Source organism: Microbulbifer maximicatervae (SeqCode), from assembly GCF_052468095.1.
Genome location: NZ_CP174332.1, coordinates 3,856,577 through 3,878,527, shown reverse-complemented (window position 1 = coordinate 3,878,527; position 21,951 = coordinate 3,856,577). Strand labels below are relative to the sequence as shown.

The 21,951-nt window shown below is 42.8% G+C and carries 20 protein-coding genes and 1 pseudogene; 3 read left to right on the top strand and 18 right to left on the bottom strand.

Features of this window, described 5'->3' with window-relative positions; all coding sequences use genetic code 11:
- Positions 1-80: 80 nt before the first annotated feature.
- Positions 81-950 (bottom strand): LysR family transcriptional regulator, encoded by an 870-nt coding sequence (locus ACJJIL_RS17025; RefSeq protein WP_445360303.1) that lies wholly within the window; start codon positions 948-950, stop codon positions 81-83.
- A 113-nt stretch (positions 951-1,063) separates the two neighbouring features.
- Between ACJJIL_RS17025 and ACJJIL_RS17020 the strand changes: the two genes are divergently transcribed.
- Complete coding sequence (locus tag ACJJIL_RS17020) at positions 1,064-1,501, top strand: DoxX family protein (RefSeq protein WP_445360302.1); 438 nt, start codon at positions 1,064-1,066, stop codon at positions 1,499-1,501.
- A gap of 815 nt (positions 1,502-2,316) precedes the next feature.
- Here the strand turns inward: ACJJIL_RS17020 and ACJJIL_RS17015 are convergent.
- Together ACJJIL_RS17015 and ACJJIL_RS17010 are read right to left on the bottom strand one after the other, a co-directional pair.
- A complete protein-coding gene (locus tag ACJJIL_RS17015; protein ID WP_445360301.1) occupies positions 2,317-2,667 on the bottom strand; it encodes a hypothetical protein in 351 nt (116 codons plus the stop codon).
- A gap of 81 nt (positions 2,668-2,748) precedes the next feature.
- Positions 2,749-3,201 carry a hypothetical protein gene (locus ACJJIL_RS17010; RefSeq protein WP_445360300.1) on the bottom strand — a complete coding sequence of 151 codons (453 nt, stop codon included), beginning with the start codon at positions 3,199-3,201 and terminating at the stop codon, positions 2,749-2,751.
- A gap of 1,151 nt (positions 3,202-4,352) precedes the next feature.
- Between ACJJIL_RS17010 and ACJJIL_RS17005 the strand changes: the two genes are divergently transcribed.
- The gene (locus ACJJIL_RS17005; protein ID WP_445360299.1) at positions 4,353-5,762 is read left to right on the top strand and encodes a YdgA family protein; all 1,410 of its coding nucleotides are present in this window, start codon (positions 4,353-4,355) and stop codon (positions 5,760-5,762) included.
- 194 nt (positions 5,763-5,956) lie between these two features.
- Here the strand turns inward: ACJJIL_RS17005 and ACJJIL_RS17000 are convergent.
- The 4 genes and pseudogenes from ACJJIL_RS17000 to gcvA form a co-directional block, all read right to left on the bottom strand.
- A pseudogene (locus ACJJIL_RS17000) lies at positions 5,957-6,487 on the bottom strand (DUF2569 domain-containing protein).
- 102 nt (positions 6,488-6,589) lie between these two features.
- A complete protein-coding gene (locus ACJJIL_RS16995; RefSeq protein ID WP_445360298.1) occupies positions 6,590-6,964 on the bottom strand; it encodes a hypothetical protein in 375 nt (124 codons plus the stop codon).
- A gap of 70 nt (positions 6,965-7,034) precedes the next feature.
- Positions 7,035-7,484 carry a hypothetical protein gene (locus ACJJIL_RS16990; protein WP_445360297.1) on the bottom strand — a complete coding sequence of 150 codons (450 nt, stop codon included), beginning with the start codon at positions 7,482-7,484 and terminating at the stop codon, positions 7,035-7,037.
- Between the two features lie 501 nt (positions 7,485-7,985).
- Positions 7,986-8,915: a transcriptional regulator GcvA gene (gcvA, locus tag ACJJIL_RS16985; RefSeq protein WP_445360296.1), complete on the bottom strand. Its 930-nt coding sequence runs from the start codon at positions 8,913-8,915 to the stop codon at positions 7,986-7,988.
- A gap of 90 nt (positions 8,916-9,005) precedes the next feature.
- On the opposite strand from gcvA, the gene ACJJIL_RS16980 reads away from it, so the two are divergent.
- A complete protein-coding gene (locus tag ACJJIL_RS16980; protein ID WP_445360295.1) occupies positions 9,006-9,755 on the top strand; it encodes an SDR family oxidoreductase in 750 nt (249 codons plus the stop codon).
- 44 nt (positions 9,756-9,799) lie between these two features.
- Here the strand turns inward: ACJJIL_RS16980 and ACJJIL_RS16975 are convergent, their stop codons facing one another.
- The 11 genes from ACJJIL_RS16975 to ACJJIL_RS16925 all read right to left on the bottom strand — a co-directional run bounded on the left by ACJJIL_RS16975 (position 9,800) and on the right by ACJJIL_RS16925 (position 21,164).
- Positions 9,800-10,033, bottom strand: coding sequence for a DUF5062 family protein (locus tag ACJJIL_RS16975; protein ID WP_413664607.1), 234 nt, complete (start codon positions 10,031-10,033; stop codon positions 9,800-9,802).
- A gap of 1,028 nt (positions 10,034-11,061) precedes the next feature.
- The gene (locus ACJJIL_RS16970; protein WP_445360294.1) at positions 11,062-11,664 is read right to left on the bottom strand and encodes a class I SAM-dependent methyltransferase; all 603 of its coding nucleotides are present in this window, start codon (positions 11,662-11,664) and stop codon (positions 11,062-11,064) included.
- Positions 11,665-12,130: 466 nt separating this feature from the next.
- The gene (locus ACJJIL_RS16965; protein ID WP_445360293.1) at positions 12,131-13,396 is read right to left on the bottom strand and encodes an amidohydrolase family protein; all 1,266 of its coding nucleotides are present in this window, start codon (positions 13,394-13,396) and stop codon (positions 12,131-12,133) included.
- Between the two features lie 789 nt (positions 13,397-14,185).
- Positions 14,186-14,536, bottom strand: a complete 351-nt coding sequence (locus tag ACJJIL_RS16960) for a hypothetical protein (protein WP_445360292.1) — start codon at positions 14,534-14,536, stop codon at positions 14,186-14,188.
- Positions 14,537-14,596: 60 nt separating this feature from the next.
- The gene (locus tag ACJJIL_RS16955) at positions 14,597-15,007 is read right to left on the bottom strand and encodes a hypothetical protein (protein WP_445360291.1); all 411 of its coding nucleotides are present in this window, start codon (positions 15,005-15,007) and stop codon (positions 14,597-14,599) included.
- 817 nt (positions 15,008-15,824) lie between these two features.
- The gene (locus tag ACJJIL_RS16950; protein WP_445360290.1) at positions 15,825-16,550 is read right to left on the bottom strand and encodes an SIMPL domain-containing protein; all 726 of its coding nucleotides are present in this window, start codon (positions 16,548-16,550) and stop codon (positions 15,825-15,827) included.
- Between the two features lie 813 nt (positions 16,551-17,363).
- A complete protein-coding gene (locus tag ACJJIL_RS16945; RefSeq protein WP_445360289.1) occupies positions 17,364-17,939 on the bottom strand; it encodes a hypothetical protein in 576 nt (191 codons plus the stop codon).
- A 101-nt stretch (positions 17,940-18,040) separates the two neighbouring features.
- Positions 18,041-18,445 carry an SMI1/KNR4 family protein gene (locus ACJJIL_RS16940; RefSeq protein ID WP_445360288.1) on the bottom strand — a complete coding sequence of 135 codons (405 nt, stop codon included), beginning with the start codon at positions 18,443-18,445 and terminating at the stop codon, positions 18,041-18,043.
- Positions 18,446-19,001: 556 nt separating this feature from the next.
- Entirely contained in the window at positions 19,002-19,484 is a 483-nt protein-coding gene (locus tag ACJJIL_RS16935; RefSeq protein ID WP_445360287.1) for a YcxB family protein, read from the bottom strand.
- A gap of 768 nt (positions 19,485-20,252) precedes the next feature.
- Positions 20,253-20,639 carry a type II toxin-antitoxin system YafO family toxin gene (locus ACJJIL_RS16930; protein WP_445360286.1) on the bottom strand — a complete coding sequence of 129 codons (387 nt, stop codon included), beginning with the start codon at positions 20,637-20,639 and terminating at the stop codon, positions 20,253-20,255.
- 162 nt (positions 20,640-20,801) lie between these two features.
- Positions 20,802-21,164 (bottom strand): hypothetical protein, encoded by a 363-nt coding sequence (locus tag ACJJIL_RS16925; protein WP_445360285.1) that lies wholly within the window; start codon positions 21,162-21,164, stop codon positions 20,802-20,804.
- Between the last annotated feature and the right edge of the window lie 787 nt (positions 21,165-21,951).

Here is a 21,951-nt window from a genome sequence, read left to right as displayed (position 1 = left end):
GGAACCTTTGGTGTTGTAACATATCGTCATACATAGGATTTTATCTCCCCCTGATAGTTCCATGCATAGGAATATGCAAATCATTGAACTTTATAATTTTCCATTTTAGTAATTAAGAAGTCCCAAAAAGCCTTGATACGTGCTGTGTTTCTCAGATCCTTATTAGCTAGAATCCACAAAGATGAGTTGTACTTAGCATCCAATCGATAGAGTTCGACAAGATCATACGAATCATCAGTTGGTAGCAAAGCTATTCCTTGATCATTAAATGCAGCGTTCAGTGCTGTAGTGATAGAATTACAATATATGGATTTAGCATTGTGTTTAATTCGTTTCTGATACCAATGCACTGCTGGGTTATCTAAGTGCACGTAGTCAATAGCTGTTAGGCGTTCAATTTCGGACAACTTGAAAGGAGTGTTATACCCACTAGCCTTCAAAAAGCCTTCAGAGGCATAGATGCTTAAATTTACATCTCTCATTTTACGTGCAATAAGGTTTTCCGGTGCTGTATGACTTGCCCTAATAGCAATGTCCGCATCGCGATGCTCGATATCCAGAGCCTGCTCACTTTCAAGGATCTCAAACTCAACGTCGGGGAATGACCTCCGGAATTCACTTACCCACTCGGGCAAAGTGGTCGTTGCCATTGTTGAGGGTGCGGTAACACGAATTAAACCTTGAACTATGTCATGTTGCAGAGAACTTTGAATGAGGATGCCATCGGCCAATGACTCCATTCGCTTGGCACTATCCAAAACAGTTCGCCCCGCCTCAGTCAGTTGGTAGCCGCGACGACTAACAATAAATAGCTGCGTTGAAAGCTCGCTTTCAAGCTGCTGGATCCGCCTCCAAACAGTGGTTGAATTAACATTCAACTGGCTAGAAGCCGCCTTTAAGGTTCCTTTCTCTGCAAGCGCGATAACGACCTTCAAATCGTTCCAATCCATGACATTACCCTGACGTTGCATTAATGCAATGGAAGTTTGCCTTTTTGTCTATATAACTGCAATAAGAGAACACCTAGTCTGTGCTCGTCATTTAACGAAATAGGGTTCCCTTCATGAGAAAACAGGTAGTCATCTTTTACGTGGCCTCATCTATGTTCGCGGTGCTGATGATGATATCAGGCATGGCCAAACTAACAGGACAGGAAGCCATTGTTCAGGCAACGGTTGATTTAGGCTACCCGCTTTATTTGTTGAAAATTTTAGGAACCGCCTATTTGATTGGCGCGATTGCAATTCTTCAACCGAAGTTTGAAACACTTAAACAGTGGGGATATGCAGGTTTCTCCATCGCTTTGATCGGAGCTTCGGGATCGCACTTGTTGGCTGGGCAAGCGCTCAGCACTGCTTTACCAGCTACTGTCCTATTGGCCGTTTTAGCGGTTGTTATAACCTTGAATACGAAACTGGCTCGTCTTGATTTTTCTGATGAGGAAGGCAGCAATAATGTCTCACCAACGCAAAGAGGAATATCAGAAACCAATAAAATATGACCAGTTACGGTGTATTAGATAGAAATAGGTCGGCTTACTCCGTTGATTGATCTGACAAGAGTAGCAATCAACAGGAATGCAGTTTTATGGAAGTTGCTAATGTTGCGTCACTGGGAAAATAGCCTCACCTGGCACACTTCAGGATATCTTGGAAGATGAGGTAATAGGTTCAGACCGTATTAGCTGTCGCTCGAGTGAGTGTTCTAAAGGATTTAAACATTGCATTTACAGTCAGGAGTCTCTATCGGTTAGCCTCGACTTGCCCCCAATAAAATTTTCAGGGTCTGATGGCAATTCTTTTTAAAAATTGTATACAGTGAGGGCAATCTTACGCCCTCCGTATAAAGGCTCAAGGACCATGCGTGCTTGTTGTAGCTCAAGGACATTGTACGTATATTCTTTTTGTTCTTTCTCATAATATTGATCGTATTCTACATACAGCACAGAGTCTTCTATAGACCAAACAAAATCATAAGTGAGCGGAAAGTGTGGGTGGCCAATATATGTATTGAACTCGCCTTTCTCTCCCTCTTGATAGGTCCAATGTTCTCCGGGCCTACTCCAAGTTTGAATTTACAGGCTTCTGGTAAGGTTGTCGTCACCTTCGTAAGGTACCTGAATTGCGCAACTGATAGCAGTAGCTATTACTAAAATAATCAGAACGATACGCATAGTATCCTGGAAAACGTACTGTTTTGTAAGATTCTAGCAGGCTATCTACTTTTTTAGTTTTCATTAAGTAGTAGTTTCCATCGCTCTTAAAGTATACTCCACCTGATTTACCCTCATACCGCTTGCTTGGTCAGTTAGGCACTTTATCCTCGAATTTTGTAGCTATAGACAGATTCATGGATTTTTTTATAGCTGGGGTCAGAGCCATCAGATTCTACAATAGTGACTCCCTTTGCAGGCATATACAAACCGTACTCTGAAACGAATACATTACCATATTTGATATAAGCCCCACTTTGGTCGCAATAGGAATGTCTTTTTCCAATGGGCTCGATATGTTCTACCTCGCTAGAAAAATACTCCCCTTTCTCTGCACATTTTAATAATAGCCGCTCCAAAGACTCAGTCGCTGCTTCTATATTTAAGCTGTCTTCATCTATACTTGACGAACAGGAGCATAGAATTAAAACCATAGGTAAAAATACGTTTTTCATTATAGCTATTTTTTACTCCTAACACTTTAATCGATCAGCTGTATTGACTTGTTGGTAATTAGTTGTACTCTGGGCTCAGTACTAGGTACTTGCCCTGAACCCTAAATTTAGCTTTTGTAGATCGGGCATCCATGTACCTTTATTGCTCCCCTGTGAATCCCATTGAGCTTGTTCATGCCAACCTTCATGGAGGATGGGATCTTTGCAATAAAAGCCATCTTTTCGAATGAGAAATTTGTTACATGGCAGAAAAGGGCGCTCCCAGGTGGGGTCTGGTAACCAATAGGTCCCATCGGAGTAGGGCACTACGAAAACTGTCATTTCAGGATTTTTGACCACGAGAGCTTTATACCATTGATAATCGACTTCTAGTGCTCCAGCCTCTGGGATCTCGGACATATCTATTCTGATTTTTGAGCTGCTCTTAGCAGCTTTATTTGGGTTCATAGAGGCAAAAAATGGTGTTGCGACAAAGACTAAGCCAATTAAGATGCTCAAAGTGATAACTAATGATAATAGCTTGCGTCGATTCATAGGATACTTACGCCTTTTGCACGTCCTGTTACATAAAGCCTCCACCGGTAAAGTAGACGCTAGCTTATATTCATCTTATGCGCGGTCATTTTTTCATATTGATCTTAAGGAAGGACACATCACTTGTCCATTAGGAGTCTAGCTCAGTCGGTATACTTGATTCTCTTTATAAACTTTCAACCCTAATATAAGAGATCCCAGTAAAGAGAGTTAACGAAAGATACTTACTGCTTTACAAAAGGTTTCAGTCTCACTCTTATGGAACTCAACGCATTTGTGGTTTATTAGTGCATCATTAACTTTCGGCTCTAACCAAATTTTGGGTTGCATAACTACCATTACACTGGGGTTAGGTACCCTGTAATTCGACGGTTTTCTCTGTCTCGCATGCTCTCCTCACGGCTAAGCTGTTTGTAAAAGACGTGAGAGGGTGTAATTGAATATCTATACAGATATATGGTACCAAAGTGCCATTATTTGTGGGCAATGAATGTAAATCTTTCAGCTTTTAGAAACGCGTCGCACTTTTTTGGATAATCAACTTCCTTATGCAGTTTATCAACTTGTTTTACTAGATATTCGTCTTCTGTCCGAGGTTGAGGTTTCATCCCTTTGCATACTCATACTACCGCTGGCCTTCTCGACCAACTGTTCCTCTCTTCTTTCCTGTTGTCATCTATACACAATTTTTGGATGCTGGCTGATGATGTCGGCGGTGGTATCGTATATACCATTAGTTGATTAATGATAGCTATCACTCTAGCTGTGAACACTGTTGAGAATGCAACAAGGTTGCGCATGTATTTTCAGTACCTTCTCCCGATATATCCAAAGAGGAGGCGACTACTCAACGGAGCAAAATTTCATCCAAGATTTGATTCACGATCTTCCAAGTACTGCTTAGTAAATTTCTTCCACCATTACCGCGTACCGGTCAAGATAACGCACGCAATAGAATTCATAGAGCTTGCATTACTTATTGCTATTATAGGTACGCTTGTTTTGTAATTGATATCTATTACGCCTGAAGTCTTTACTAGAAAAGTATATATTTTGACTTACAGTCGTCTGTAAATATGAGATAATGCTGGAAATAACTCTGTCGATAATAGACCTGTCTTCCATCCCATTTGTAAATTGGATTTATCTCAATGAAAAAAGTATTAACAGTATTGCTTCCGGCAGCAGTGCTTACAGGTGTTGTTGCGCCGAAAATTGTTGGCATTCAACTAGAGTCATCCATTGATGAAATAGTCACTGCCGCGAATGAAAATTCGGCATACACGGTTGAAGTAAAAAGCATGGATTCATCCTGGTTTTCAACCCAGACCACCTTTTTGGTGAGCATGGATGTCAGTGCTTTCTCGGATGTATCAGGTGCCCCTGAAATTGATCCTTTTTCTGTAGAAGTAGACTTTAGTGCTTCCCATGGCCCCTTCCGTTTCGGCGAGCATGCTGGTTTTGGTTGGCTCGGCTGGTCGCTAGAAGTTGCCGGTGATCAATTGCGTGAACATTTGGTTTGGGCTGAGGAAGCTCCTTTTTACCAGGTTCATGGTAATATGAATGCCTTAGGTGGTTATTACTATAACGATAGCATTGCGCCATTTACTACTGATGTTGAGAATCAAAAAGCTCAGTTAACTTTTAGCGGTTTTCAAGGAAAAGGGCAATATCAGGATGAGCAACTAGCTTACCAGGGGAGTGCCGATAGCCTTACTGTTACTTCCGAGCTAAGGGATTTTAAGGTTGAAAGGTTGACTATGGATATGACCATGCCTTCCTCCCTTGAAGCAATGTTTGAAAGTGCTTTTTATGATTCTGATACAACAATTAACTTTGGTGCCGTAAAGTTTAATGATAGAGAGCAAAACGAAAATATTGACATTGCTGATTTATATATAAAGGCCAGTACTGAACTCAACCCAGAAAATCAGCTGGGGAATATGCAAGTTGCCTATGGAACTAAAAAGGTTGATATAGCTGAATTCCATGGTGAAGACCTGGCCCTTGAGCTTGAGGTCACCAATATAAGCCAGGAATTTTTGAAGTCTTATCAGGACTTTGCCGTCTCACTCAATAAACTACCTACGGAAGAAGCAACCGCTAAGACAATGGAGTTTATGAGCGAAAACTTGCTATCTTTAGTGGCTGGCGAGCCTCAACTGAACATTACCAGCTTGCGTGGCACTTTCCCACAAGGCAGCTTTAACAGTAACCTTCATACTAGCTTAGTTGGCATCAGTGCGTTACCGGAGCAACCGCTAGATCCGGCTTTTTGGCTGTCACACACCTTAGTTGACGGAGAGCTAAGTGGCGATAAAGCTGTGATTGAATTTATTGCCGTACAAGTGATGAAAGCCCAATTGAAAAATAACCCTCAAACTCAAGGTATGAGTGAAGAGCAACTGGAGCAAATAGCTGCTCAACAAGTGCCGACCATATTAGCGTCTCTTGAACAGCAGGGTTTGTTAGTGTCTACCAATGACGGCTACATCTCAAATGTCAGCCTGAAAGACAGCGAGCTTAAGGTGAATGAAAAACCTATGCCGCTACCGCTTTAGCAGATATTAGTTGTTTGTGATAGAAGTGGCTTATTTTAAGCCACTTCATTCTTTCCTCTCTAATACTGACTGTTTATTCCCCTTTTATAGGCGCCACCAGAACCATCAAATAATAAAAAGTGCTTAAGTGCCTCTAAGATAGCATTTGCTTTCAGATTGAAAGTATCCTTGGATCATCTCTTACATCTAATGTTTCAAACAGAGGCGCCAGTTTCACTAGCGTCCAGCTGGCTTGGTTTGTTAGGCATTCTCTCAACAAGGGTTGCCTTAACCCTTTTGAAGAGCAGCATATATGGGACCCATATGATTCCACCTTTCAGAACCCTAAAAAATTCTTTCGCTGTTTCTGGATCAAAAATCGGCTCATTAGACATGACAAACTGTATTAGCTATGCGTCTAAAGGTATAATAATCAATGAAACAACTACGATTAAGATATAAATTAATGGAAAAAGGTAGTGCTTGCTGAAAAATAGAAATGCTAAATATATTAGAGTTACGAACATTACTACGATGTATGCAATCTCACCAATTAAAATTGGCGCCCACAGTGGATTGAAGGCTTCTGAGTCCACGGTTGTTAAAGCTTCCCATGTACCATCAACGAATATTGGTTGAAATACAGGAAAGGTAGTTGCAAATAGCCTGATTGGGCCTGGTACGACACCAATTCCGACCAATATAAGCCAACCGGATAGCCCTTTAGGGTACTCATTGCTACTCATGATTCTCCTTAATGACTACAACAGGAGAAACTAGTGTGGAGTGTAAGTCTTCCCGAGAATAGCCAAAAGCTCGTAGTAACCTGCTTATACTTATTCTGTTTTTTATGCTTCACTTTTCTCTGACAATTTTTTAATCGTGTTGCCATAATAAATTAAGAATGCACCTAAACATAGCAATGAAACAATAATAATATCGTCAAATACCGACTTAATGAATAATAAAGCATGGGGGTCAACATGCCGTCCTAGGAGCATGCCCAAACTAGCGTATATAAAATACAACAACTTGTGCGGCCACACTTCAACTCTATCTTTTGATGCAGTGTTGTATCCAAGAAGGGGGATGCTAATTATAAATGGAATAAATAATACAGTATCGTAATAGCCTACATGCATGGACAAAAATACTGAAATTAATAGAAAAGCCCCTAATAATCTAAGATTTAAATATTCTTTTAGCATATTGATATGATTCACTTAATACTTAAGGCTCCTGCGCCAATACCGAAGCGGCGGTTTTGACGTCAGGTGCTTTTACTAGTTAGCTTTAATACGCTTCGAAAAAATCATGCTCACTTACAACGTTATACGCTCCGAGCAATCGTAGCAGTTCTGCTAAAAAAGACCCTATAAATGGCTGGCCTCCTTCATAATATATAGAAAATACATTGTCATCTACTTTCTCTATACCCATTAATTCGCCAAACAATTGTGAAATATATTCTCTATCATTCTTCCAAATTATTCCGCTCTTAGAATACCTCAAGCTATCTTCGGCCATATCTTTAAGGTTGGGCTCCACCCAATCAATATTCTTACTATTGAATAGGGCTTCCACCTTGGGATTAAATTCGGAGAGTTCTTTTACTATCCTAGAATCAGAATCACTACTAGCATCGGAAATATCATATTCATCCGCACCAAAAATTTGGTGTAAATAACTTGTGACTTCTTGATTGTCAATTGTGAATTTTACTGAGCCTTCTACAGTACTCATAATTTCTCCTGCTTTAAAGCAAAATAACGTTGCCGGCAATGGCAGCTGAAGCGAAATGTAGGTTGTTCAGCCCAGCATCCAGCTGGGCGACCTTGCCTTGCCTGGTTATAGCTGGGGTGCCCTGAATAACTTACTTGCTCTTTAGCAGCCTATGTTGACTGGTCACTGCCATATGAATTCACAGAGGAAAATACCATACTTTTCCCGCCAATTAACTCTTATGGGCTTTCTATGATGGCGTAGCAAGGTCGTAGGGCTTGTTGACTTAAAACGAGAGCACTTGAATGAAACTGCGGTACCAGTTTTCAGGGGGTTTTTTTGAAAGTGGGAGTTAAAGTTTAGATAGGTACTTGTAGTAACTACAAACTATTTAAAGTTGGATTCCACAATTATGTATTCCGAATTATCAATCCAATTCCACTTTGTATGAAGTCATTAACGCTTGGGGTTATCTGTAAAGCTTCGCCGTGTCCAGCAAATTGATTATTGTTAAGCGATGCCTTATCTCTCTCCTGACTTGCATTGAACAGCTTGATTTACCTCGCTGAGTATAAAGTTACGAAATGCCTGTACTCCAGGAGTATCAAGTTTTTCGTATGGGCAGACAAGATAATAAGAGAAGTTGGAATCAATACTTACATCGAATGGTTTTACGATTCTTCCAGATTTTAAGTCATCCTCGATTAGCGATATTCGGCCCAGCGCAACGCCTTGGCAGTTTTCGACTGCAATTGCGAGAGAGTTACTATCATTCATGACGCTACCTGATCGCGGATCGACATCGTCGACCCCGGCTGCTTTGAGCCACGATGCCCAATCGTCAAAATTATCTTCATGCAGTAAGGTTTGATGCTTGAGGTCGGAAGGCTCTTTCAAAGGATTTTTGCCGTTAAGCAGCGAAGGGTGGCAAATCGGGCTTAAATCGAGCGGCAACGAAAGCCTGGTCACTGAACCTTGCCAGTTTCCGTCACCAGCTCGAATGGAAATATCGACACCATCGTTAGTGAAATTGGCGAGAGCCAGGGTATGGTGAACATTCAACTGTATATCAGGGTAGGCTCTCCAGAAGTTACCTAACCGCTGTATTAACCATTTGCTGGCAAAACTGGGGGTTACGCTCACGGTTACCACCGGAGATTGACTCTCGGATTTGATGAGGTGGAGCGTATTTTCGAGTCGATCAAAACATTCACTGGCTTCGGATAACAGTTTTTTCCCAGCATCGGTCAATGAAATCGACTTTCCCGCACGATGGAACAGTTTTACACCCAGTCTCGACTCCAAATTTCTCACTTGGTGACTGATCGCCGTTTGCGTAACGCTCAACTCCTTCGCAGCATCGGTAAAACTCATATGCCTTGCCGCAGCCTCAAACCCACGCAAGCCGGCCAAAGATGGTAAAGATCGTGTTTTGGTATGAATAAAACTCATAAGTACATGTAATTATATCCTTTTGCTGCCACTTTTAAAGATCGTATATTGATCTCCACCCATGAATTATTTGCACTAGAGGATAGCGTAATGTCCGAAACAAGAGTTGCTATTATGACCGGAACTGGTCAGGGAATTGGTGCCGGCTGCGCCCGCGAAATGGCTAAGGCGGGTTACAAGGTCTCGTTGATGTCCCCTTCCAACCGCAGTGTTGAACTGGCCAATGAATTAGGTGGTATAGGGCGGCCGGGTTCGGTTCTCGAAACCGCAGATCTGCAGGCAATGGTCGACGACACGATGCAAACCTATGGCCGTATCGACGCCGTCGTTAGCAACATGGGCCATGGTGGCGGGGTGCCGGAAGAAATTAAAACAGTAGGGTTCGATCCTGATTTCAACGGCCCCCTGCTCGAGCTAAGTGATGATCTCTGGCATGAGAGCCTCGATATGTACGTGCTCAATGTCGTCAAGCTTGCCCGTATCGTCACGCCGATTTATATCGAGCAGGGGGGAGGGGCATTCGTCAATATTTCTTCAATGAATACGGTTGAGCCGAGAGCGCCTTATCCGATGAGCATGCTGCGTGGCGCTTTACACAGTTTTGCCAAGCTCTATGGTGATCGTTATGCAAGATACAATATTCGCATGAATAATTTAATGCCGGGCTTCTGTGAAAACGTAAACCTGTCGGAGTTTGCCCGCAGATCCATACCCGCACAGCGCACTGCCACATTCGAAGAAATCGGGCAGGCCTGTGTCTTTCTTGCCTCTCATGAAGCCCGATACATCAATGGGCAAAGTATCTTGTCTGATGGTGGCATGAATCGGGCGGTTCGCTAGAAACTAGTGGCTACCTGATTTAGTTGAAAACCCTATCAGAGCACTCAGTACTTTGAAGCCCAAATTGCCAACCTATGCATGATTGCCTTCTGTGATATCTTGTCTTCTGGAAGCGGTTGAATTACTTTATCGTGAACTAAAAGACGGTAAATATATTCGAGTTTCTCGTGAGCTGAATCGGTAGCTTCGAACTCGACAACTCCTCGCTTGGTGCCATATGCAGTACCGAGTGCTATAGCCTTTTTCACTAACTCTTTTTCGTTTTTGAGTTTCTTCATTATTATGTCTCAAAGAGGTTGTCGATATTACGCGCCTACCGTTTTTAGCAGAGGAAACTGCGGAACCGTAGGTGTAGTAGTTTTTCAGCTTACCTAAATTTGTTAAGGGCTGAACCTGGGCACTAACTCTCCAAGTATGTCCCAACAACCGATTCTAATTCTTGAACTAACTCTGGGTCCATGTACTTGTATTCATCTGGAATATCTAAGACATGAACTGGCTTATGATCCAGCATTCTAGAGAATTCTGCTATTAGCCTATTTTTATGCTTTTGTTCCATAACAAATATCACGTCAGCCCAGCGAACATCCGCTGAGCTGACTGTTTTTTTAGCTCGCGGGCTAGTACCCGCAGATTTAGCATTGAAATCAGAGTGTTTTCTCCAAATGGCTTCAGCTGTAGGACTACGCCACTGATTCCGGCTACATATGAATAGGAGATTTCGCATATCTTAATCTTTCTCAGGAAGCTCAGTATTTAGGATTTAAAGCATAGTTCGCTTGGGGTACTCGATCCCTAATTGCTTAGCTCTACGAAGCTTTTCAGAGCGTGTATACATCAACTTCCAGTTTTTCTCCGAAATCCACGGCTTTTCAGTTCTAGAATTATTCTTATGGGGCTTAGCTTTGGTCTTGGTTCTTCTCGCAGCCCTGCTTCTTAAATCATCCATTATTCTTTCCTCTATCAATTATCGGGTTCAGCAGCCGCGATAAAACGGAGAGGGCTCCTAATCTTGCGTGTGTTTAACACCTGGCGCGATGACGAAGCACACAATGCTGAGTCTAGCAGCCAATTGGTACACCTAGCATGGGCATGGACTAATGGAGTTATGGCCCACTGTAGGGAGATTACCGTTCAATGGATTCCATTAAATGCTAACTACTAGCGAATGGCAACTGCAGCACTGAGAGGTCTTGTGGAGAGGAAGCCGCTAGTAAAACGGAGAATCATTACGGATAGGGAACCGCCAATTGCGGAGCCGCACGATGGGTGGCATGGGGAGGTTAGAAACTACCGGCTACCCGATTTAGATTTTTTTTGCTACGATGGAAAATATATGCCAATGATGCGGTGTACCATCTGCAGTTTCTCCTGAAAGGTCATGTTCAGTCCACTTTAATAGCTCAAATTTACCGAGGTGTTTTCTTATCTTCGATTCATCCATAACTAGAGTATCACTCCAAAATGCTTCCTTATCATACTCAGGCCCAGCCATTGTGTCTTTCGGCCCTAGGAATGAACCACAAAAGATACCACCCTCTGTCAAAGAGTTAGTTATTTTCAACCAAACTGACTCAAAATCTTTTTCAGGACAAAAGAAAAGACTGGCATCAGCAACTACCAGCGAGGACTCAGGATAGTTAAAAGTATTAAAACTATCCTTTGATAGAATAACCTGCTCATCATCTTTGAATCGTTTACGACATCTAGATATAGATTCATTTTCGATATCAAAGGCATGAACTGTGAAATCTTTACCGCGCAAATAAGCGATATCTGATCCTGCTCCACAGCCACAATCAACAGCAACCTTTCTTCCTTTTACTTCGGTAAGAGCAAAAATTAAATCTTCTCGAGTATTACTGTGTTCTGTTGAGTCATAATATTTGGAGATTTCTCTCGTTGACATCCCCTATCTCCGATGAGCAGAAAATCTAACGCCATCAACAGCGGCCGAGCGTAGCGAGGTCCAGCTCCCGAAGGGGGGATGCTACTTGGCCTTGGTATTCCCAGTATGGGCGTGGACCAATCCCCTGTAGGAATATCACTGCTGAATGGGATCCATTAAATGCTAACTACTAGCGAATGGCAACTGCAATACCGTAAGGTATCGTGGGGAAGAACCGCTGGTAAGACTACGAGCTGACGGACCGAAATATCCTAGAAGGCTTAGCTTGGAGGCGAGGTGGACAGGGATACCGAAGCTATATGATCTAACGGGTAGAGTAAATGATATCGTTGCGTGATCGCTGGGTAGATACTCATTACCGATAGCGAGCCGCCCATTGGGGCCCGCACGATGGGTGGTGTGGAGACCGGTAGATAAAAACTACCGGTTACCCGATTTATAAATCGTTAACGGGGGATCAGGGTATTTATATCGATGTCAGTTCACGTTTATCCAACGCAATTCGTCCTGATAGAACGACCATCTTGATATTTTTAAGGTCACGAATATCACTCCAAGGCTGACCATCGACAAGTAGTAGATCAGCAGATTTACCAACTTCAATGGTCCCCATTTGATCAATTAACCCTAAAGCTTCGGCACCATTTCTAGTGGCGGCTATAAGCGCTTTCGCATCAGGTAGTCCAGCATCAACCATGCGTGACAATTCATTGTGGTAGCTGTCACCAACAATCATTTTGCCTTGTGTATCAGTGCCAACTCCAAATTGAACTCCAGCCTCGTGTAGGGCCGGTATATTCAGGTGTCCCTTGGGTTCTCGGCCTAAAGTTGGCACATAAACTATATTGTGCTCGACAATTAATTGCATTGTTTCTAGGCTAATGAGATTGCCATGTCGCACACCATGCTCAATGGTAGTTATGCCAGCTTTTATAGCTTCATTAGTTTCTTGTGGGGAGCCTGTGTGTATCGCAACCCAAAGCCCATGCTTGCGAGCTTCCGTTGTAATAGTCTGCAAGGTTTCCTTTGAGATGCGTGGTAACGTGATTTCGCCTTGTTCATTTGTATGGCCCTGATAGACGGCTTTAATACCGTCAATGCCTTGCTCAACCAGAGCAGCGATTTTCTCCTTTACATATTTTGGATCATCGGATTGCACGACCATTTGCTCGATCATCCGATTTGGTATTCTTTGAACCGGATGTCCACCAGGAGCAGTAAATATAGGCCCCGAAATAAACATATGTGGCCCAGCGACCTCCTGGTCGTCAAGTGATTTTTTTAGCTTATAAATTCCCGAGCTGGGATCGCCGACGGAACGATAACTTGTAATACCTGATTCGATCAGCTTCCGCCTAACATCTGGTTGCAATCGGATCGAATTCCAAATCATTACAGGTAAGCTGCTCTCACTAGAATCAGCTTTACCACTGAAAAAATGACCGTGAAGCTCTATGAGGCCAGGTACAATTGATTTACCTGCTGCATCAACTTGAATAGCATCTATTGGTACTTCACAAGTATCTCCCAGACAAGAAATTTTACCATCCTCTACAAGGATTCCAGGGTTCTCAATGGGCAACGTACCAGTACCATCAAATAAGCTACCATTGCTAATCCACATGCTTCTACTTGGTTGCTCCCAAACATATAGATTATGGTTGTAGGCGACTATAAATGCGATCCCACCAAGGACAACAAAGCTGGCAAAATATTTTAGAAATTTTATCAATGAGAATCTCCCTTATAATTATAACGCCCGATCACCGAGCAAATTTTGATAGCGATTTGTGTGTAATTTCGCTTAAAAAGTGACAGCTAAAATTTATCCCGTGCAGCCACCTGGTACGCCCAGCATGAGCGTGGACTAAGTGGGGTGAAAGTCCCATGTAGGAGGATCACCATTTAGTAGATTCCATTAAATGCTAACTACTAGCGAATGGCAACTGCAACACCGCGAGGTCTTATGGGGAAGAGGTCACTAGCAAAACTACCAGCTGACAAATAGAAACATCCTAAAAGGCTTAGCTTGGAGGCGAGGTGGCCAAGGATACCGAAGCCGGGTGATCTAACAGGTAGAATTAATGATGCAGTTGTGGAGTGAAAGATCACGCTCCTATCTGGGGGGATCTGTTTCACTTGCTGCTGCGAAGCTGTCAGCCCAACCCGTTAGCTGACATCGCGGGGATAGAAAATAAGTGGCGGAACACAGCTGCGCCTCGGTCAGTAATGATCAAGGTAATTAAACAGAAATCAACCGACGGCATAGTAGCTAAGTGCCAAGATTAATACCTTGGATATGGTGCAAGCCTGAACCCTAAATCCACGCGCTAAAAGGCAGGGCTAGCGTACCGATATGTTTCCAGTTGGATAAAGTTGAGGTATCGCACTGCCATGATACTCAACTCAATTGAAGAGCTGTTTGAGACTATCGTTCGCTCGTACAGATAGGAAGCCGCCCATTGCGGACCCGAACGATGGGTGGTGTGGGGGCCGGTAACTAGAAGCCACCGGATTTAGATCAATTAACCTTGATGAGCCCACCAAAACACCCCTTTGGCCCACCAACACCATAGGTATACTCGTATATTTCACCTGCTTTGACGGTTAGCTCAAAATCATTTTCATTGCCAGCGCACGACATAGTAATTGTATGTTTGCCTGGGCTGACTGCTACAGGGCCATTTTTTGTATTTGCAGGTAGGCCATCAATGGCAGTCAAAGAAACCGTTGAGCCGCCGCTTGTTATTGACCAAATATTGGTTGAGCCTGCCCTAATAAATGCTGATTTCTCTAGATCTTCCTTTGGGATAGAAGCTGCGCAACCAGCTAGAAAAAATACCAGTGACAATGCTATTAAAATACATCTCATTTTTTTCTCCTTAGATTTTGCGCCCTGTTCCACTTTCGGGGGTTAGATTGCAGCTGCATGTTATGGCTGGAGCTTACCCTGTCGTTGAAGCCAGAGTGCCCGCTCCTGATCTTTTGATAATCTTGGCCTTGTAATTGTTATAACTATAAACATGTTCATTAGACCGATGAAAAAAGTAAATGGATTTCCTGTTACCAGTAGCAAAAACGGTCCAAGTAGAAATATTAATCCAGCAGGAATAAGCCTAAGCTTAATACTATGGGCGCTAATTGCCAGCTTAACAAAACCTCCGAGGACTACTCCTGGAATAACCCATCCTAAAACAGAAACAAATAACTCCGGCGCAGCATAAAAGACTGCTAATGTTGGAAAAATTCCAATCAGTGTGGCTATTAACATGCCCCACAGGCTTTCTCGTTTATTCAAGTTTCGTAATATCTCTTTTTCTTCTTGATATTTTTCTATTGTCATCTCTTACTCGATTACCAACTTAACCATAGTGTGTCAATAACCCACAGCTGAAACGTAGCGAAGCGGATTGTAAGCTGTTGGCCGCTTAAAGTGCGAAGTTAACTGACTTAGTGCACCCAGCGTAGGCGTGAACTAATGGGGTGAAAGTCCTCTGTAGGAAGGTCACCGTTTAATGGGTTCTATTAAATGCTAACTACTAGCGAATGGCAACTGCAATACCGCGAGGCCTTGTGGAGATGAAGCAACTTGTAAAGCTATGAGCTGACCCACAGAATCATCATACAAAGCTTAGCTTGGAGGTGAGATAGTAAAGGACACCGAAGCCGGTTGATCTAACGGGTAGAGTAAATGATGTAGTTGTGTAGTGAAATTATCTGGGGAGATCTGTTTAGCTCACTGCTGTGAAGCTGTCAGCGTGGCCGCTGATTCACAAGTAGGCCCTCTTCTAAGACGGGGGCAGGACAAATTGGTGGGGCATAGTAGCGCCTCGGCCAGTAATGGCTAAGGTGATTAAACAGAAGTCAGCTAATGGAATAGTAGCCAAATGTGCAGATTAATACCTTGGACACGGTGAAGGCCTGAACCTAAATCTATGAGTTAAAAGACAGAGCTAGCCTACCGATATGTTTCCAGTCGGTAAAGTTGAGGTGAAGTGCCGCCATGACACTTAGCTCAAATGAAGATCTGCTCGACACTTTTGTTGGATAGAGATTCATTACGAATAGGGAACCGCCCATTGCGGACCCGTACGATGGGTGGTGTGGGGCTGGTAGCTAGAAACTACCGGCTACCCGATTTACACTTTTTATCACTTAAGCTAGTTAAGTTCATATATTGCGGTAATTCTTTGTCCCACTTTAATATATTCCGGCACCGCCATAACTAAGTCCATACCGTAAGAATCTGCGGCCATAGCCAGTGCATATTCTTGGGGGTTGTACTCTAAGGAAAATATAGCGTACGCCTGACCAAAGTTTTCCTCCGTAGTTATACCATATACACTTTTTACCTCTCTAGATTGGGCTTGGGCAAGAGCATTAGCTTTTTTCCGAGCTTTTACACTAAGCTCAGTTATCATTTTCTCTTTGTACTCTTCTTCTTTAGACGTCTCAAAGAATGCATTTATATTTTGAACTCCATCTAGCCGGATCAGTTCATTCATAAGGCTGGGGTATTTATCGAGGTTCGTTAATCTCAAATTGAATCCTTGCTGTACCTCATAACCCAAAACCTCCAAATTATAAGCTCCGTCTTTTCTAGCGCGCTTTGTGTTTTTATCAATTTGGGTTGACTCTAAGCTTAAAATGAGTACCCCATGCTTTTTAAGCGCCTCCAACATCAGTGCTGAGGATTTTGTTAATTTCTCCATAGCTCTATTAGAGGATTGTTCATAAGCCAATATACTAAAGCGTACTTTTACTACATCGGGCTTTACCTTTTGCTCAAGTTTCTCCGTGACAATAACGAACGGAAAGTGAGGTACTGGATTTGCAGTAACTGCCAATGACATAGCAAGTGTTAAAGCCAAAACAATAAATTTCATGCACGATTCCTTTTTGAGTTTTAACGCCTCAATCACCCGCAGCTGAAACGTTGCGAAGCGGAGTATAAGCTGTCGGGCGCCGAAGGCGCGCAGTTAATTGACTTGGTACGCCCAGGATGGGCGTGGACTAATGGAATGAAAGTCCCCTTTAGGGAGATCACCATTTAATGGTTCCATTAAATGCTAACTACTAGTGAATGGCAACTGCAACACAGCGAAGTCTTGTGGGCAGGAAGCTGCTAGCCAAACTACGAGCTGAGGAACAGAAAGATCCTGTAAGACTTAGTCTGTAGGTGAAGTGGCCAAGGACATGGAAGCTGTGTGATCTTGGGGGTAGAGTCAATGATGTCGATGTATAGTGAAAGTTCAGGTTCTTATCTGGGGAGATCTGTTTTGCTTGCTGATGTGTAGCTGTCAAGATGGTCGCTGACTCATAAATAGGTGCAACCCGCTAACCATCATTGTGGGGATAGGCAAAAGTGGCGGAAAACAGCAGCGTCTCGGTCAGTAATGGGCAAGGTGATTAAACAGAAGTCAGCCGACGGCATAGTAGCCAAATACCGAGATTAATATCTTGGGTACGTTGAAGACCTGAATCCAAACTCTATGAGTTAAAAGACAGGGCTAGCCTACGGATATAATGCCAGTCGGATATAAAATTAACGTAGCGCACCGCCATGAACTCAACTCAAATGGAGAGCTGTTCGACACTATCGTTGGGTAGATATGTATAAAGGGTAGGGAGCCACCTATTGTGGACCTGCATGAAGGGTGGTGTGGTAGACGGTAGCTAGAAACTACCGGCTACCCGATTTAAGCATCCCCCCTGAACCTCCGACTATTGGCCATTTGGCTTGCAATATTACGTACTCGCTTATTGGCGCCATTTTCCGCCAACCACCTGACATGCCCCAATTTAATATCAGGAAGATCCAGTACATACCCATGCACTGCAGTATCTGTTGACGATTTTACTTCATCAAAAGCTAGCTCAATACCAATTGAACGAATTTTTCGGCGTAATGCAAACCTTTGATATATCTTCTGTATCGGTTTTTCTAAAATCTCATTATGGTTCGCAATGTTTACAAACTGTTCATCGGTTAGCAGGCCTGATTGAATCAGCTCAATTACTCTATTAATATGTAGATCGATATCGTCAGGACCACGATCTTCAAGCGCAAATATATTTTCTATCTCATCATCTGATAGTGTGCTTTTTCCACGAATATAGTTGAGAAATCCACCCCACCTATAATGCTCTGCATTTTGGTCCTCACTATTATTTATCTCGTGGTACTGCAAGGCTAGAAATTCCTCAGAGATGACACCTCTATCGATCCATTCCTGCGTATACCCTAGCCTTTCCATTGCCTCTTTTGTACTCATATCTTTTTCGCTTAACGCCTCAATAGCGGTGGCAATGTGGCGAAGCCACGTTTTTAGCTGTCTGGCCACGTAGGCGCGAAGTTGATCAGTTTGTTAAGTATTTACACATTGCTTGCTATCCATTCCTTAAAAGACGGACAAATCTCTTTGAAATGGCCTTTAGGGCCCACCTCTGGATCATAGTCTGTCGGATCGAATTCAATGACTTTATTATTTTGGAAAGTAGAATCCATACAGTAGTGGATTGCACACCCAACATGAATAAATGGAACTAGTTCCGTTGGCCAAATCCAGTTGGGGTCATCAGGGTCTCCAGAACAAAAACTCTGATATAGGCTCAAGATCGAATTATCTAAGTCGTTTTTGTGGCCAGTAGTAATTCCGAGCATGCCATATTCTGGGCCGAAACCTCCATTCCCTTTTTCTTTGTAAAGTTCAATTAAAGATACAGGGAGTTCTATCCCTGTTTTTACTTTGAACTCTTTAGCTTCCTTTTCGATACTCATAACTTGATCTGGTGCTTAACGCCCAAAGCAGACGCGCAGGCTCTTTAGCGTCGTTCTGCCTTTTCTTAACGTGCCCAGCATGGGCGTGGATTAATGGGGTGAAAGTCCCTTGTAGGAAGATCACCATTTAGTGGGTTCTATTAAATGCTAACTACTAGCGATTGGCAACTGCAACACTACGAGGTTTTGTGGGGAGGAGGCCGATAGCAAAACATCGACCAGACGAATAGAAACATCCTATTAGGCTCAGCTTGGAATTGAGGTGGCCAAGGACACCCAGCCGAGTGATCTATTGACAGAGTCATTGATGTAGTTGTGTAGTGAAAGTTCATGCTCCTATCAGGGGGGATCTGTTTAACCTACTGTAGTTAACCCTCAGTGTGTTTGGTTGATATCGTTACGTGATCGCTGGATAGATATTCACTACGGATACGGAACCGCCCATTGCAGACCCGCACGATGGGTGGAGTGGGGTCCGGTAGTTAGAAACTACCGGCTACCCGATTTATGTATTGTATTAGCAGTATTGTAGGAGCGACTTCAATTTTTATTGAAATCAATGTTTACCCTTAATCTTGGTTACTATCTCATTAATTAATTCAACTGGTAATAACGATTTAGACAAGTACTGTTGCCCCCCAGATTTAGCCACCAAAATAAGCCCTAAATCGGTTTCAATAATACGCTCAATATCTGCCCACAACAGAGCTGTTATCGTATAAGGATTCTGTGTCTGGATTCCATCCTTATCTATGGTTAATTTCACTTCACTACCGGCACTTTTCCCAAGCATCTGCCGTGCTAACCACCAAGCTCGTCGATATCGAATGTGAATCAGTTCCAGTACGCCTAATGCAATTAACGTGCAACTTGCGATCTTAGGTTGCTCAGTAAATAACAGTAACCCCGCACCAGAAGATAATAATAATGCAGGAAGAAGATAATTGGGTTTGACATTTTTCCCATAGGGTAGAGACTGATCAAAGCATTCGGCTAGATAATCTCTAGATAAGGTAAATTGAGTATTAAAGGGCTGCATAAAAACAACTTATTGTGTCTGGTAAATTTGTTCAGTTGCCTAAATTTGGCACGCCCAGCATGGGTGTGGACTAATGGGGTAAAAGTCCTCTGTAGGAAAATCACCGATTAATGGTTTCCATTAAATGCTAACTATCAGCGAATGGCAACTGCAACACTGTGAGATTTTGTGGGGAGGAAGCCGCTAGCAAGACTACGAGCTGGCGAATAGAAACATTTTATAAGGCTTAGCCTGGAGGTGAAGTGGCCAAGGACATCGGAGCCGGATGATCTAATGGGTAGAGTAAATGGTGTAGTTGGGCAGTGAAAATTCACGTTCTTATCTGGGGAGATCTGTTCAACTTGCTGTTGTGAAGCTGCCAGCGTGGCCGCTGACTCATAAGTAGGCCTAACTGACTAATCACCATTGTGGGGATAGATAAAAGTGGTGAGACATTGTAAGGCTTTGGTCAGTAATGACCATGGTAATTATACAAAAGTTAGTCAACGGCATAGTAGCCAAATGCCAAGGCTAATACCTTGGACACGGTGAAGGTCTGAGCCTAAATCCACGAGTTAAAAGACCGGGCTAGCCTGCCGGTATTTTTTCAGTCGGATAAAGTTGAGGTAGCGAACTGCCATGACACTCAGCTCAAATGAAGATCTGCTCGACACTTTCGTTGTTTAGAGATTCACTACGGATAGGGAGCCGCTCATTGCGGACCCGCATGATGGGTGGTGTGGGGGCCGGTAATTAGATATTACCGGCTACCGGCTACCGGATTTAGCATTAGACTTTAGATCTAAAACCCTCAGCAATTTCAGCTATATCCAGCATGAAATTGATATTTCTAGCCCTTTCATGCGCACTATCTATAACTGCGATTAACAAGTATGCATTCGGATTCATAAAGCCACGACAATATAAAAGATGTAGATTACTCAACCTTCGAAACTGGACAATATTTAAGCTCCATTTTTCATTGCTTTTTAGATGGATATAATGCATACCTGCTTTGAGTACAGCATCTGGACGAATGTATGAGGCATCTCGACCAAAGAGTAGAGGAGCATTTCCGGATTTTTTATACGTTCTGAACTCCGATACAAGACTAGCCAATTCCGACTCTGGCATCGTATCCCGTATTAGAAATGAGGTAAAAACCTTTACTTCCATTCGATAAATTCCTCAGTATTTCTCTTTTTTCTTCCTTTTTCCATGGCCTTATCGGTATTTTTAGACGATATAATTAGCGATGATTCAGAGATGGGCTTTTGAGTTGTATGTTTAACGGAATATTTCACGTTAATTTGAGTATTCTTTTTTATGTAATAGGCCTTAATTGGGTGTCACGATTTCTCTGAATATTTTCATGCCCTTGAAGATTGAATAACAGCCGATATCATCCTCTGTGTATTTTTGAGATGGAAGTTTTTCTAACATTTCCTTAACTGAGAAATTAAATTCAGCTAAAGTTGAGGTAAGTGGTAATAGACCATTCTCAGGGTCATCCGGTTTGAAATAATATTCAGTCGAATTGGATTCGCCTTCATATATATTGATTACCAAATAGGCATCATCTCTTTCGCCGAATATTTTTAAATTGCAATCTACATCATCTAAAGAAACGTCCTTTTCATTTACGATGAAATCCATCCATTGATAGAGGCTATTCAAGTTTTCACAACTAATAGATTTCATTAATTTTCTCGATCTTTGCTACCGATTCAAATTGCGGCGAGCGTCAGCAAGTCCAGCCATGCTGTGGCGAACAACATTGACTTAGTATGTCCAATGGACGCGGACTAATGGGTGAAAGTCCCCAGTAGGAAAATCACAGTTTAATGGGCGCCATTAAATGCGAACTACTAACGAATGGCAACTGTAACACCGTAAGGTATCGTGGGGAGGAAACCGCTGGTAAGACTACTAGCTGATGGACCGAAATATCCTAGAAGGCTTAGCTTGGAGGCGAGGTGGACAGGGATACCGAAGACGGGTGATCTAGCGGGTAGAGTCAGTTATGTAGTTGTGTATTGAGAGTTCACGTTCTTATCTGGGGAGGTCTATTTAGCTTGCTGCTGTGAAGCTGTCAGCATGGTCGCTGACTCATAAGTAGGCCTAACCTACTAGCTACCATCCGTGGGGATAGACAAAAGTGGTGGAACACAGCAGCGCCTCGGTCAGTAATGATCAAGGTGATTAAACAGAAGTTAGCTGACGGCATAGTGGCCAAATACCAAGATTAATACCTTGGACAGGGTGACGGTCGGAACCTAAATCTATGAGTTAAAAGATAGAGCTAGCCTACCGATATGTTTCCAGTCAGATAATGTTGAGGTAGCGTACTGCCATGACACTTAACTCAAATGGAGAGCTGCTCGATACTATCGTTGGGCAGAGATATACTACGAGCGCCCAGACCGCCAGCCTAAGCCGTGGGACTTTTTATTATGCAACAATGAACTTAGTGAATGCATAAGAAAAA

Bases quoted from the DNA above. Each gene is read 5' to 3' on its own strand.
- ACJJIL_RS17025 (WP_445360303.1), bottom strand. From the start codon at position 950: ATGGATTGGAACGATTTGAAGGTCGTTATCGCGCTTGCAGAGAAAGGA.
- ACJJIL_RS17020 (WP_445360302.1), top strand. From the start codon at position 1,064: ATGAGAAAACAGGTAGTCATCTTTTACGTGGCCTCATCTATGTTCGCG.
- ACJJIL_RS17015 (WP_445360301.1), bottom strand. From the start codon at position 2,667: ATGAAAAACGTATTTTTACCTATGGTTTTAATTCTATGCTCCTGTTCG.
- ACJJIL_RS17010 (WP_445360300.1), bottom strand. From the start codon at position 3,201: ATGAATCGACGCAAGCTATTATCATTAGTTATCACTTTGAGCATCTTA.
- ACJJIL_RS17005 (WP_445360299.1), top strand. From the start codon at position 4,353: ATGAAAAAAGTATTAACAGTATTGCTTCCGGCAGCAGTGCTTACAGGT.
- ACJJIL_RS16990 (WP_445360297.1), bottom strand. From the start codon at position 7,484: ATGAGTACTGTAGAAGGCTCAGTAAAATTCACAATTGACAATCAAGAA.
- gcvA (WP_445360296.1), bottom strand. From the start codon at position 8,915: ATGAGTTTTATTCATACCAAAACACGATCTTTACCATCTTTGGCCGGC.
- ACJJIL_RS16980 (WP_445360295.1), top strand. From the start codon at position 9,006: ATGTCCGAAACAAGAGTTGCTATTATGACCGGAACTGGTCAGGGAATT.
- ACJJIL_RS16975 (WP_413664607.1), bottom strand. From the start codon at position 10,033: ATGAAGAAACTCAAAAACGAAAAAGAGTTAGTGAAAAAGGCTATAGCA.
- ACJJIL_RS16970 (WP_445360294.1), bottom strand. From the start codon at position 11,664: ATGTCAACGAGAGAAATCTCCAAATATTATGACTCAACAGAACACAGT.
- ACJJIL_RS16960 (WP_445360292.1), bottom strand. From the start codon at position 14,536: ATGAGATGTATTTTAATAGCATTGTCACTGGTATTTTTTCTAGCTGGT.
- ACJJIL_RS16955 (WP_445360291.1), bottom strand. From the start codon at position 15,007: ATGACAATAGAAAAATATCAAGAAGAAAAAGAGATATTACGAAACTTG.
- ACJJIL_RS16950 (WP_445360290.1), bottom strand. From the start codon at position 16,550: ATGAAATTTATTGTTTTGGCTTTAACACTTGCTATGTCATTGGCAGTT.
- ACJJIL_RS16945 (WP_445360289.1), bottom strand. From the start codon at position 17,939: ATGAGTACAAAAGAGGCAATGGAAAGGCTAGGGTATACGCAGGAATGG.
- ACJJIL_RS16940 (WP_445360288.1), bottom strand. From the start codon at position 18,445: ATGAGTATCGAAAAGGAAGCTAAAGAGTTCAAAGTAAAAACAGGGATA.
- ACJJIL_RS16935 (WP_445360287.1), bottom strand. From the start codon at position 19,484: ATGCAGCCCTTTAATACTCAATTTACCTTATCTAGAGATTATCTAGCC.
- ACJJIL_RS16930 (WP_445360286.1), bottom strand. From the start codon at position 20,639: ATGGAAGTAAAGGTTTTTACCTCATTTCTAATACGGGATACGATGCCA.
- ACJJIL_RS16925 (WP_445360285.1), bottom strand. From the start codon at position 21,164: ATGAAATCTATTAGTTGTGAAAACTTGAATAGCCTCTATCAATGGATG.